Raw genomic sequence first — 13,388 nt, forward strand, 5'->3', positions numbered from 1 at the left:
CGAGGGTGCCCTAATTTTTTGGCACGACTTATTTATTTTGCAAATCGATCTGATACAACGCAAAACCAATGCTATCAGTGCCTTGTGGTTTCATCGGATATTGCGCGAACTGTTTGATAAACGCGGTGGCTTTATCACTTGGTGAGGTTTCGAAACGAATATCCAGCGGCTGCTTGCTGCTGAATGTGGCTAAGCGCCAGTTGTTATCCGCCTTTGGATCTACCGCACCATTTTTCTTGGTTTCCGCACTAATGTAAGCCGCCAGAACCGAACGGTTTTCGTCTGGTGAGGCAAAAGCGATATGCTTATCGCCAGTACCCGCAAACTTGCCGCCGTAAGCGCGATAATTGTTGGTGGCAACCAAGAAGGTGGCATTAGGATCGACAGGTTTGCCTTGGAAGGTTAGGTTCTTGATGCGCTCGGCTTTGTCGTTGATCAGCGCACATTCACCGTCGTAACGTGCTGGCTGGCTAACGTCAATCTGATAGTTCACCCCGTCGATCACATCGAAGTTGTAGGTACGGAAACCCTCCCAGTTAATCAGTTCTTGCGGCTTGCTGCTGTTGACGTCGATCTGATTGAACTGCCCGGCGGAACATTCAAGCCACTCCTTCACTTCTTTCCCACTGGCTTTCACTACCACTAAGGTATTCGGGTAGAGATAAAGATCGGCTGCATTACGGAAGGTGAGTTGGCCTTTTTCCACTTCGACAAAACTGGCCGGATCGTTTTTGCGTCCCCCCACTTTAAACGGGGCAGCAGCAGACAATACCGGTAAATCGGCCAGATCTGGATCGCCTTGGATATAGTGTTCTACATAGGCCTTCTGCGCATTATTGACGATCTGCACGGTGGGATCGTCCTGAACCAGTGCCAGATAGCTATACATATTGCCATCGGATTTGCCGATCGGTTTGCTGACAAACTCACGGGTGCCTTTATGATCGTCGGCCAGCACCTTCACCAAATTGGCATCTTCAGCCGCTAGTGATTTTTTGGCCTCTTTATCGTAGATCGGGCGAGCTTCGGCTTTCGCTGAGGTGACCTGCCAACTGCCGCTGTCGTTGTTCAGTTGTAAATCGACTACGCCAAGGTGATCGCCCCATTGTCCCGGCATCACCGCAGGGATGCCATTTAACAGACCTTTCTCGATATCCCCCCCTTTGATATTGGCGAAGTCTTTGCTTGGGAATACCGCGTGGGCATGGCCGAACATGATGGCGTTGATTCCCGGCACTTGGCTGAGGTAATAAACCGAGTTTTCGGCCATCGCTTTATACGGCTCGCTAGACAGGCCAGAGTGTGGAATGGCGATGACCAGATCGGCACCTTTCTGACGCATTTCCGGCACGTAGCGCTTGGCGGTTTCGGTGATGTCGTTGACTGTTACCTTGCCTTGCAGATTGGCCTTATCCCAAGTGAGGATCTGCGGTGGCACAAAGCCGATATAACCGATGCGTAGGGTATGCGATTTGCCATCGAGATCTTTGACCGGCGTATCGACAATGATGTACGGCGTAAACAGCGGCTTTTGGGTCTTAGCATCGATCACGTTGGCGTTGACGTAGGGGAACTTGGCACCGGTGAGAGCGGTTTTCAGGTAGTCGAGACCGTAATTGAATTCATGATTACCGATGTTACCGACCACATAATCCAGCGTATTCATCGCCTTATAGACCGGATGGATTTCCCCCGTCTTCAATCCTTTGGCCGCCATATAGTCGCCAAGCGGGCTGCCTTGGATCAAATCGCCGTTATCCACTAATACGCTGTTGGTGACTTGCTGGCGTGCTTGTTGGATCAAGCTTGCGGTACGCACCAAGCCGAATTTTTCGGTCGGTTTATCTTTGTAGTAATCGAAGTCCATCATATTGCTGTGCAGATCGGTAGTTTCCAGCACGCGCAAATCGACCGTTGCCGCCTGCGCGGAAGCACAAACCAACAGAGCGAGGGCAGACAAGGTGAATGGTTTTATCATGGGAGGCTTCCTTCCATTATTTGAGTGTTATCGCAGAGGTTGATGTAATTACTATTTGTTGTATCAACAAACTGTGAAGTGTGGCAGAAAACTGGCCGAGGTAACGCGTAGTGGTTCACAGAAAGATAGGATGAAACGATAAGGATGAATGGATATTCCGCTCAAAAAAAACTAGTCTGCTAGCTATGAGAAGGGAGTGTTTTCCCACGGAGCAATCTAGCTGAGGTGTACGATGTTAGAGCACATTTGCCAACTCTCCCGCGAGGCGGGGGCGGCGATCATGCAGGTCTATAACGGCGAACAACCGCTTGATGCTGCAAAGAAAAAAGATGATTCGCCGGTCACCGCGGCTGACTTGGCCGCACATCACATCATCAAACAAGGGCTGGCGGAATTGACGCCGGATATTCCGCTGTTGTCGGAAGAAGATCCACCAGCTTGGGAGGTTCGTCAAAACTGGAACCGTTACTGGTTGGTTGATCCGCTCGATGGTACTAAAGAGTTCCTGCATCGCAATGGGGAGTTCACGGTGAATATCGCCCTGATTGAAGACGGAAAAGCGGTGATGGGCGTGGTTTATGCTCCGGTGCTCGACGTGCTATATCTAGCAGAGCGTGATAAGGCGTGGAAAGAAGAGAAAGGTGAACGGCAGCAGATTCATGTTCATAACGCCCATCCGCCACTGGTGGTGGTGAGTCGTTCACATATGGACGATGAAATGAAAGATTATCTGAAACAGTTGGGAGAACATCAGACAGTTTCTGTCGGTTCATCGCTGAAGTTCTGCCTCGTCGCGGAAGGTAAAGCGCAGTTATACCCGCGCTTTGGACCTACTAACATCTGGGATACTGCCGCAGGGCATGCAGTGGCGGTGGCTGCCGGGGCGCAAATTCACGACTGGAATGGGAAAGAATTAGAGTACTCCCCACGTGAATCTTTCCTCAACCCCGGCTTCCGGGTGGCGTTGTTCTAGAGCTACTTGAGCAATTGGTGCAGTTGGCCTATCACCTGCTGCACCTCTGCTGGTGTTAATGCGCCATCTTTCGCGAACTGAACCTTTCCTTCTTTATCCAATACCACAATCGCCGAGCTTTTCGGTTGTAAATCCCATGCTTTCTTCACGTTGCCGTTACTGTCGACTACGAACTGAGACCAAGGGAACTCTTTCTTGCTGCTTTCAATGCTGTTACGCACGAACATCGATGTGCCAACGATGGCATCGTCGGTATTCACAATAGTGGTAGTTTGATATTGGTCATGCGGGAATTTAGCCGCCTTGATAGCTTCAATCAGCGGGGCGTTCAGCTCTTTGGCCGATGAACGACCGGCAATATGTTGGATCACTCGCACTTTTCCACTTAGCTGCGCGCTATTCCAGTTTTTGTAGCTAAACTTATCATTATCATAATTTAATTCCCCTTTATCACTGACGCCAATCGGTGCGACACGTTGTTGTAATTGGAAGTTGTGTGCCGAGGCAAAAAGGGGAGTCAGCAGCAATGTGGCAATGAGCAGGTGAGTTTTTTTCATGCGTTCTCCGGAAACTAAGGTAGGTGCTACGCAAAGCATAGGTGGTGATCAGAGGTCTGTCCTGTTAGCTGGATCGCACTTTCTATTTCTAGCTTTGATCCCACTGATTTTGAAAGGATATACTGCAAAACATAAAAACAATTACATACAATTCTGTCAAAAATTGTAAAGCCAGTGAAGATAGCTAGGAAAAAATGAACAAAGCGATCTTTACTTGGTCTACACCTTAGCAATCAAGTTGCGCTCTGCTGTTTCAAGCTACCAGGTTGGCGGCTCGCTGGGCGTTTGGTCCACCGGGAGGAGAGCTAATAGAATGAGAATCTTCCAACGTTATAATCCTTTGAAAGTGGCGAAGTATGTGAAAACCCTGTTTCGCGGACGGTTGTATATCAAGGATGTCGGTGCATTTGAATTTGATCAAGGCAGGATCCTGACGCCAAAGATTCGTGACAAGCGCCATTTTAGCGTGATGTCAGAAGTAAACCGCCAGGTGTTGTTGCTACAATCAGAGATGTAAAACTCGCGGAATCAATAGTGATTACGGCTCCACAGACGGAGCCGTAGTTGTTTTTAAGACGTAATCATTTTTATGCTGGCGTGTTTTCTTCCGGCGCTTTCGGTGGGATGATCGTCACCGGTTTATCGACCAGACGCGTGACCAACAACTGGTCAATCTTGTAGCTGTCGATATCGACCACCTCAAACTTGTAACCCGCGTATTTGACGAAATCGGTACGTTTCGGGATCTTACGCAGCATATACATCATAAAGCCGCCGATGGTCTCGTAGTTGCCCGCCTGCGGGAACTCGTCGATGTCCAATACTCGCATCACGTCGTCGATTGGCGTACCACCCTCAATCAGCCATGAGTTCTCATCACGCGCGACGATCTGTTCTTCCTGGCCTTGACCTACCAAATCACCCATCAGCGTGGTCATTACATCGTTCAGCGTGATAATCCCGACGACCAAGGCATATTCGTTGAGGATCACTGCGAAGTCTTCGCCAGCGGCTTTAAAACTTTCCAGCGCTTCGGAGAGTGTCAGGGTATCCGGTACGATCAGCGCCGAGCGAATCTGTACGCCGCTGCTCAACACCAAGCTCTGATTACCCAACACACGGTTTAACAGGTCTTTGGAATCGACGTAGCCAACCACTTGGTCGATATGACCGTCACACACCAAGAACTTGGAGTGCGGATGCGTTGAGACTTTTTCGATAATGCTTTCTTCGCTCTCGCGCAGATCGAAATAAATCACACTTTCGCGCGATGTCATTGAAGACGGTACGGTACGTGATTCCAGTTCAAACACGTTTTCAATCAGTTCATGTTCTTGCTTACGCAGCACCCCGGCCAAGGCTCCGGCTTCTACAACCGCATAAATATCGTCGGAAGTGATGTCGTCCTTACGTACCATTGGCAGTTTGAACATGCGGAAGATCAGGTTTGCCATACCGTTAAAGAACCATACCAACGGACGGAAAATCATGATCGAGAAACGCATCGGGTTGATGATCCGGACGGCGACCGTCTCTGGTGCAATCATACCGATGCGCTTCGGGGTTAAATCGGCAAACAAGATGAACAAGCTGGTCACCAAGGCAAATGAGCAGATGAAACTGACTTGCTCTGCCGTTTCTGGTGATAAGAAACGCTCAAAAATGACTTGGAAAGAAGGGGAGAAGGCGGCATCGCCGACAATACCACCCAGGATGGCGACGGCGTTCAGGCCGATTTGCACCACGGTAAAGAACAACCCTGGGGTTTCTTGTAGCTTAAGGACTTTAGCGGCATTGACGTTACCTTCGTCAGCCATCAGCTTCAGTTTAATTTTGCGTGACGCAGCCAAAGAAATTTCTGAAAGCGAGAAAAACGCACTCACTGCGATCAGAAAAAGAATCAGTAAAATACTGTTTAACATAGTCTATCCATTCGTGCCGACGGGATGACGGCGCTCTTGAGGAAGGGTGGTACATGGTAAAAAAAGTAGTGATAACAACCAGAAAGGGAGCTATCAGGCCGCATTTGCAGCCTGCATAGTATAGCAGCAGGCAGTAGGAAGCTGCCAGCGCTTAAAAATTAGCAATTTAGCCTTGGGGTGGCAGACAAACACCAATACCGCCGAGGCCGCAGTAACCACCGGGATTTTTGTGTAAATACTGCTGATGATCGTCTTCTGCGTAGTAAAACGGGCTCGCAGGGGCGATCTCGGTAGTGATGGTACGTTTATCCCCAGCAACATTCATTGCTTGTTGGAACGCTTTCAGACTCTTCTCAGCCTCGTCCCGTTGTTCTGGTGATAAATAGTAGATAGCTGAGCGATATTGACTACCGATATCGCCACCTTGACGCATCCCTTGAGCCGGATCGTGATTTTCCCAGAATACTTGCAACAATTGTGAATAATTGATGACACTTGGATCGAACACCACGCGTACCACTTCGGTGTGGCCGGTCTGACCGCTGCACACTTCACGATAGGTTGGATTGGGTGTAAAACCGCCACTGTAGCCGGCAGCGGTGCTATAAACGCCAGTTTGTTGCCAGAACAGACGTTCAACGCCCCAGAAGCAGCCCATGGCGAAAATGGCGACTTCCATGCCAGTGGGAACTTGCGTCATCGAATGCTGGGTGACGATGTTGAGTGTTGCAACAGGCATCGCTTCGGTGCGCCCCGGTAAAGCATGAGTTTGGTCGACAATTTGTTTCTTATCAAAAAATGGCACCACGGCTGGCTCCTGTTGTCACAGTAAGAATTGACCCTATACGGTTTGCTGTTAGTTGTATCTGAACGCATCTTTGATCACAATAAGCCGTATATTGAGTTTATGTATATATTTAACAGATTTTAATAAGCCGTTAACACGAACAACCCTGATAGCAGAGCAAAGGTTCTTACGGGAAAAAGAAAATAATTTAAGGAGAACGAGTGTCGCGATATCGTACCCTTTGCGTGTTATGTGCGCTACTTGCCGCGCCGTCGGCGTTTGCAGCCACAAAAGTGCGTTTGCAAGTTGAAGGCTTGGACGGGGAACTGGAAAAAAACGTTCGGGCAAATTTATCGTCGATTGGGGAAGAGGAAGTCAGCCCCGATGGGCGTTTTCGTGCGCGTGTGGCTAAGGCGATCCGTCAAGGGCTTCGCCCCTTGGGCTATTATGAGCCCACCATCGATTTCACTCTGGACAGTAATCCAAAACTAGCCAGGCCGATTCTCCATGCCAAAGTCACACCCGGTAAGCCCGTGCGCATCGCTGGCGTGGATATTACGCTGGAAGGGGGCGCCAAGACCGATGAAGATTATTTGGCGTTGGTCAAAAAAGGGCGTCCAAACGTAGGTGAAGTTCTTAATCACGGTCAATACGATGGTTTTAAAGGTTCTTTGAGCGGCTTGGCGCTGCGTAAGGGTTATTTTGATGCCGAGATGACCAAAAGCCAACTTGGCGTTGCAGAAGAACAGCACAAAGCCTACTGGGACATCGATTTTAACAGTGGCGAGCGTTATCACTTCGGCAAAGTAAAATTCCAAGGTTCGCAAATCCGCGAAGATTACCTGCAAAATTTGGTGCCTTTCCATCAGGGCGATTATTACAGCTCGGAAGACTTAGCCGAGCTGAACCGTCGTTTATCCGCCACCAACTGGTTTAACTCAGTGGTGGTTTCTCCTGATTTTAAAAACGGGAAAGAGAACAAAACCTTGCCGCTGGATGCGCTGGTAACGCCGCGCAGCCGCAACACCGTTGAAGCTGGGGTGGGCTACTCCACTGACGTCGGGCCACGCGTTAAAGGCACGTGGAAAAAACCGTGGTTGAACGATCGCGGTCATAGTCTGGAAACCAGCGCTTATATTTCTGCTCCTGAACAACAGTTGGATTTCACCTATAAGATCCCGTTGCTGAAGAACCCACTAGAACAATATTACCTAGTGCAGGGGGGGCTCAAACGCGAAGATCTCAACGATACCAAGGCCGACAGTACTAAAGTGGTGGTATCGCGCAACTGGGATCTCACCAGTGGCTGGCAACATGCCATCAACTTGACCGGACGTTTTGACCACTTTACCCAAGGTAGTGTCACTAACACCACGACGCTGTTGTATCCCGGTGTTAGCGTGGCGCGTACCCGTTCGCGCGGCGGCCTGATGCCGACGTGGGGCGATACCCAACGTTACTCCGTGGATGTGTCTGATACCACTTGGGGCTCAGGCGTTGATTTCGCGCTGATGCAGGCACAGAACGTCTGGATCCGGACTCTGGCACAGAAACACCGTTTTGTGGTGCGTGGGCAGGTCGGTTGGATCGAAACCAACGATTTCGACAAAATTCCGCCGGATCTGCGTTTCTTTGCTGGTGGCGATCGCAGTATTCGTGGTTACAAATACAAAAGCATCTCGCCGCGTGATGATGACGGCAAACTGACCGGTGCTTCGAAAATGCTGACCGGCTCGTTGGAATATCAATATAACGTGACCGGTAAGTGGTGGGGCGCGGTGTTTGTCGACTCCGGCGAAGCGGTAAATGACATCACACAAAGTGATTTTAAAACCGGTGCGGGTGTCGGTGTGCGCTGGCAGTCACCGATAGGGCCAGTCAAACTGGATATTGCCGCGCCCGTTGGGGATAAAGACACCCACGGGGTGCAGTTCTATATCGGCTTGGGGCCTGAACTATGAGCATGAAGCTGATCAAAAAGATTTGTTTAGGGTTCCTTGTCCTGTTGTTGCTGTTGATTGGCGGTGTGGCATTTTTAGTCGGCACCACCAGCGGCCTGCATTTGGTGCTCAACAGCGCTGCGCGCTGGGTGCCGGGGTTGGATATTGCCAGCGTGACCGGCGGCTGGCGTGACCTGACGCTAAAAGGCGTGAAGTATGAGATGCCGGGCGTGAAGGTAAATGCTGGGCAATTCCATCTTTCGCTCGATCTGGCCTGTTTGAAGCGCAGTTCGCTGTGTGTCAACGCGCTGACGGCGCAAGACGTTGATGTGGTGGTCAATACCAAAGAGATGCCGCCATCCGCTCCGGCGGTAGAAACTAGCGAACCGACCACCAACCTCAGTACTCCGTATCCCATCAGTCTACGTTTGCTGCAACTGAATAACGTCAGAGTTACCGTCGATGACACCGCTATCTCGCTGGGTGAATTCCGCAGCGGTGCCGAATGGCAAGAACGGGCACTGACATTACTGCCGACCAAAATTAGTTCGCTGCTCATCGCCTTGCCGAAAACGCCACAAAACCCGTTGCCAGAAGTGGTGCAACCAGCGGTTGAGGCGGTGACTAAGAAGGTCGGAGACAAAGCACCTGAAGTCGCGAAGCCGGAAGAAAAACCGCTGGGTGAAACGCTAAAAGAGCTGTTCGCCAAGCCATTGTTGCCAGATCTGCCGGAAATTACCTTACCGTTGGATATTACCGTCAAGGAAATCAGCGGTGAGCAGTTGCGTTTGACTGGCGATACCGAGGTGTTGATTACCAACTTGTTGTTGCAGGCCAGCACCAAAGATCAGCACATTCAACTCGATAACTTCAGCGTTAAATCTCCACAAGGTACGCTGGCAGCCCAAGGGCAGGCGACGTTGAACGGTAGTTGGCCAGTAAAACTGACTGCCAACAGCACGCTAAACATCGAGCCGCTGAAAGGCGAGAAAGTGAAGCTGAACGTGGGCGGCGGATTGCGCGAAGAATTGATCGTTGCGCTCAATCTGTCTGGCCCAGTTAGCGCGCAACTGGATGCTCAAACCCAGTTGGCCGAAGTGGGCTTACCGCTGGCGTTAACGCTGCAAAGCAAGCAGTTGAAATGGCCACTCAGCGGCAAAGCTCAGTATCAGGTGAATGATTTCCGCCTGCGTTTTAACGGCAAAGCCACCGATTATGCGCTTTCGACTCGTGCCAATATCAAAGGGCAAGATCTGCCCCCGGCGGTGCTGACGCTGGACGGTAAAGGTAATGTCGAACAGTTCAAGCTGGATCGCCTGCGTTTGGCAGCGTTGCAGGGCAATACCGATCTCACCGCGCTGGTGGATTGGAGCAAGGCTATCAGTTGGAACTCACAGCTGACGCTGAGCGGTATCAATACTGCCAAGCAGTGGCCGGAATGGCCGGCGAAATTGGACGGCAAAATCACCACGCGTGGCAGTTTACACGGCGGCAGTTGGCAAGTGCAGGTGCCGGTGTTGCAACTCGACGGCAATGTGAAACAAAACAAAGTCTCTGCGCGCGGTACTTTGAGCGGCAATGCTGCAGGGCAATGGAAAATCCCAGGTATCGATCTGGCGTTAGGGCGTAATAAGCTCAACGTAAAAGGTCAGTTGGATGAAAAGAGCTGGAATCTGGATGCCGACATTGATGCTCCTCATCTAAACGGCGCATTACCGGGCTTAGGCGGCGTGGCGAAAGGGCAGCTTAAACTGCGCGGCAATCTGAAAGCGCCACAATTGTTGGCGGACCTAACCGCATCAGGTCTGCAATGGCAGGCGCTTCACATCAACCGAGTAAAAGTTGATGGTGACGTGCGTTCTAGCGATCAGATTCAGGGGCAGCTTAACGTTCGCGTAGAACAATTGAAGCAAGACGCGTTGGAAGTCAACTTGCTGACGCTGGATGCCAAAGGCAGTGAGAAACAACACCAACTGCAACTGAAGGTTGATGGCAAGCCGGTCTCCGGTCAGTTGGCGTTAACCGGCAGCTTTGACCGTCAACAACAGCGCTGGCGTGGCAACCTGAACAACACTCGCTTTGATACACCGGTCGGGGAATGGCGTTTAACTCGTGCCATCGCGTTGGATTACCTGAACACTCAACAAAAGATCAGCGTTGGGCCACACTGCTGGCAGAACCCGAATGCTGAACTGTGCGTACCGAAAACCATCGAAGCCGGTGCTAGCGGTCAGGCGAGTGTGGTGCTGAATCGCTTTGATTTGCAGATGATCAAACCCTTCCTTGGCCCAGACACAACGCTGAACGGTGTGTTCACCGGTCGTGCCGATGTGAGTTGGAAACCGGGTGGTGCGTTGCCGCAGGCCAAAGTCTCGTTGGTGGGGAACGGGGTGAAAGTGGTGCAGAAGGTTCAAGGCGGTGCGCTGCCGATTGCCTTTGACACTCTGAACCTGAACGCTGGCCTGAATAATGGACGCGCTCAGGCTGATTGGTTGATCAAACTGAATAATAACGGTCAGTTCGATGGCAATATTCAGGTCACCGATCCAGAAGTGCGCCGTAATATCAGCGGTAATATCAATATCACCAATATTTCCTTGGCACTGCTCAATTCGGTGTTAATGCCGGGTGAGAAAGCGGCGGGGATGTTGAACGCTAACTTACGCCTGAGTGGTAACGCCCAAAGGCCATTAGTGAACGGGCGTTTGGCGTTAGAGCGGCTGGATATTGACGGTAGCTGGATGCCGTTCGATATGACTGACGGTCGCTTGGTGGTGAACTTCAACGGTATGAATTCGACGTTGGAAGGTTTGATCGGCACCAAGCATGGGCAGTTGAACATGACCGGGGACGCCGATTGGAGCGATCTCAACGCTTGGCGGGCGAAAATTGCCGCTAAGGGTGACAAGCTGCGGGTGGTGGTTCCGCCGATGGTACGTCTCGATGTTTCACCGGATCTGGTCTTTGAAGCCACACCGCAGTTATTCTCGCTGAACGGTAAGGTTGATATTCCTTGGGCGCGAATCACGGTGCAGGAGCTGCCGGAAAGTGCGGTAGGGGTATCGTCTGACGAAGTGATGCTGAATGACCAACTGAAACCGATTCAACCCAAAACTGCCTCGATCCCGATCAGCAGCAACTTAATGATCCACGTGGGTGATGATGTGCGGATCGACGCCTTTGGCCTGAAAGCCAAGCTGAAAGGCGATCTGAAAGTGGTACAGGATAAGAAAGGCTTGGGGCTGAACGGTCAAATTGATATTCCGGCTGGGCGTTTCCATGCTTATGGGCAAGACTTGATCGTGCGTAAAGGCCAGTTACTGTTCTCTGGCCCGCCGGATCAGCCGTTGTTGAATATGGAAGCGATTCGTAACCCTGAATCGACTGAGAACGATGTTACCGCTGGGGTGCGAGTCACTGGGTTGGCTGATGCACCTAAGCTGGAAGTGTTTTCTGATCCGAGTATGTCGCAACAGGAAGCGTTGTCTTATCTGCTTCGGGGGCAAGGTCTGGATAGCTCCGGCGCCGACGGTAACGCAATGACTTCAATGTTAGTGGGGTTAGGGGTTGCACAAAGTGGTCAACTTGTGGGTAAAATCGGCGAGGCATTCGGCGTAAGCAATCTGGCTCTTGATACTCAAGGGGTGGGTGACAGCTCACAGGTTGTCGTCAGTGGTTATGTCCTCCCAGGCCTACAAGTAAAATACGGGGTGGGTATTTTCGACTCGCTGGCGACGCTGACTTTACGTTATCGCCTGATGCCTAAGTTGTATTTGGAAGCGGTGTCTGGTATCGATCAGGCACTCGATTTGCTCTATCAGTTTGAGTTTTAGCGATGCGAATAATTGTCTACGGCAGTTTACGACGCAAACAGGGAAACAGCCATTGGATGACTAACGCCCAGTGGCTCGGCGAGCATGAGCTCGAAGGCTATCAGATTTATGATCTGGGCCATTACCCGGCGGCGATCCCTGGAGAGGGAAGGGTACATTGTGAGGTGTATCGTATTAACTCATCTATTCTGGCAGAGTTGGACGAACTGAAAAGCAACACCAAAGACTATAAGCGTGAACTGATCCAGACGCCTTATGGTAGTGCGTGGATCTACCTGTATAAACACAGTGTGGACGGTTATCCGCGGATAAAAAGCGGTGACTGGCTGAAACGGTTTGACGAAAAGTAAAAAACAGCCAGTCAGTTAAGCCACTGACTGGCTGTTTTTCATTATGGAATTAACAGGCTAGAACCGCTGGTTTTCCGGCTTTCTAACACCTGATGCGCTTGTTGAGCGTCCGCCAGCGCGAACGTCTGTTCTGGTTTTACCGTCATTTTTATTGCTCCGCTACCAATCAGCGAGAACAGCTCATTGCTAGCAAACTGCAATTCTTTGCGGTTGGTAATGTAGCCATTGAGCGAAGGGCGAGTGACATACAGAGAACCTTTCTGATTCAACACTGCCAAATCAATCCCGGTGACGGGGCCAGAAGCATTACCGAAACTGACCATCAAACCGCGGCGTTTTAAGCAGTTAAGCGAGTCTTGCCAAGTATTTTTCCCCACCGAGTCGTACACCACACTGACTTTTTCGCCGTGGGTCAATTCCGCCACGCGTTGAGCAATATCTTCTTGGTGATAATTGATGGTTGCCCAAGCACCGGCCTGTTTTGCCAGCGCTGCTTTTTCGTCCGAACCGACGGTACCAATCAGCTTAGCACCCAACGCTTTCGCCCATTGGCAGGCGATCAATCCCACGCCACCAGCTGCGGCATGGAACAGGAAAATTTCACCCGGCTTAATCTCATAGGTTTGACGTAATAGATAATGCACTGTCAGTCCTTTGAGGAACGAGGCTGCGCCCTGCTCAAAGCTCAGGTTATGCGGTAATAGAGCCACTTTTTCTAGCGGTACGTTGTGGATCTCGCTGTACGCCCCTAATGCCGATTGTGCATAGACCACGCGATCGCCCGGTTTCACTTCGCTAACCCCGGCGCCGACCTTCAAAACTACGCCCGCGGCTTCGGTTCCCAACCCGCTAGGGAAGGAGGCCGGGGCATACAGGCCGCTGCGCACATAGGTATCGATATAATTGATACCTATGGCTTTATTCTCCACTTGCACCTCGCCAGCGGCGGGTTCATTCGGTGTAAAATCGACGTATTGCAGCACTTCTGGTCCGCCAGTGGCGGAGAATTGAATTCGCTTAGCCATGGGTTCTCCTTTTTCAGTTATAC

10 protein-coding genes are annotated in these 13,388 nt (G+C 51.0%); 5 read left to right on the plus strand and 5 right to left on the minus strand.

Annotation, left to right across the window (positions count from 1 at the left end; genetic code table 11):
- Window positions 1-28 precede the first annotated feature (28 nt).
- Window positions 29-1,978 carry a bifunctional 2',3'-cyclic-nucleotide 2'-phosphodiesterase/3'-nucleotidase gene (locus AC3ISQ_RS01960; RefSeq protein ID WP_489350306.1) on the minus strand — a complete coding sequence of 650 codons (1,950 nt, stop codon included), beginning with the start codon at window positions 1,976-1,978 and terminating at the stop codon, window positions 29-31.
- A 232-nt stretch (window positions 1,979-2,210) separates the two neighbouring features.
- On the opposite strand from AC3ISQ_RS01960, the gene cysQ reads away from it, so the two are divergent.
- Window positions 2,211-2,951, plus strand: a complete 741-nt coding sequence (gene cysQ, locus AC3ISQ_RS01965; RefSeq protein ID WP_489350307.1) for a 3'(2'),5'-bisphosphate nucleotidase CysQ — start codon at window positions 2,211-2,213, stop codon at window positions 2,949-2,951.
- Between the two features lie 2 nt (window positions 2,952-2,953).
- Here the strand turns inward: cysQ and AC3ISQ_RS01970 are convergent, their stop codons facing one another.
- Window positions 2,954-3,508: a YtfJ family protein gene (locus AC3ISQ_RS01970; RefSeq protein ID WP_489350308.1), complete on the minus strand. Its 555-nt coding sequence runs from the start codon at window positions 3,506-3,508 to the stop codon at window positions 2,954-2,956.
- 313 nt (window positions 3,509-3,821) lie between these two features.
- On the opposite strand from AC3ISQ_RS01970, the gene AC3ISQ_RS01975 reads away from it, so the two are divergent.
- Entirely contained in the window at window positions 3,822-4,025 is a 204-nt protein-coding gene (locus tag AC3ISQ_RS01975) for a DUF1107 domain-containing protein (protein WP_489350309.1), read from the plus strand.
- Window positions 4,026-4,095: 70 nt separating this feature from the next.
- Here AC3ISQ_RS01975 and paeA read toward each other — a convergent pair whose 3' ends face one another.
- The gene (gene paeA, locus AC3ISQ_RS01980) at window positions 4,096-5,430 is read right to left on the minus strand and encodes a polyamine export protein PaeA (RefSeq protein WP_489350310.1); all 1,335 of its coding nucleotides are present in this window, start codon (window positions 5,428-5,430) and stop codon (window positions 4,096-4,098) included.
- Window positions 5,431-5,596: 166 nt separating this feature from the next.
- Window positions 5,597-6,238, minus strand: coding sequence for a peptide-methionine (S)-S-oxide reductase MsrA (gene msrA / locus AC3ISQ_RS01985; RefSeq protein ID WP_489350311.1), 642 nt, complete (start codon window positions 6,236-6,238; stop codon window positions 5,597-5,599).
- Between the two features lie 200 nt (window positions 6,239-6,438).
- Here msrA and tamA point away from each other — a divergent pair, with 200 nt between their 5' ends.
- The 3 genes from tamA to AC3ISQ_RS02000 are packed head-to-tail and all read left to right on the plus strand — an operon-like array spanning window position 6,439 to window position 12,340.
- Window positions 6,439-8,178: an autotransporter assembly complex protein TamA gene (gene tamA / locus AC3ISQ_RS01990; protein WP_489350312.1), complete on the plus strand. Its 1,740-nt coding sequence runs from the start codon at window positions 6,439-6,441 to the stop codon at window positions 8,176-8,178.
- A gap of 2 nt (window positions 8,179-8,180) precedes the next feature.
- Entirely contained in the window at window positions 8,181-11,990 is a 3,810-nt protein-coding gene (gene tamB / locus AC3ISQ_RS01995) for an autotransporter assembly complex protein TamB (RefSeq protein ID WP_489353091.1), read from the plus strand.
- A gap of 2 nt (window positions 11,991-11,992) precedes the next feature.
- Window positions 11,993-12,340 carry a gamma-glutamylcyclotransferase family protein gene (locus AC3ISQ_RS02000; protein WP_489350313.1) on the plus strand — a complete coding sequence of 116 codons (348 nt, stop codon included), beginning with the start codon at window positions 11,993-11,995 and terminating at the stop codon, window positions 12,338-12,340.
- 41 nt (window positions 12,341-12,381) lie between these two features.
- On the opposite strand, the gene AC3ISQ_RS02005 is transcribed toward AC3ISQ_RS02000, so the two are convergent.
- Window positions 12,382-13,365, minus strand: coding sequence for a quinone oxidoreductase (locus AC3ISQ_RS02005; RefSeq protein WP_489350314.1), 984 nt, complete (start codon window positions 13,363-13,365; stop codon window positions 12,382-12,384).
- Window positions 13,366-13,388: the final 23 nt, after the last annotated feature.

This window comes from Serratia sp. KH_031, assembly GCF_057839655.1.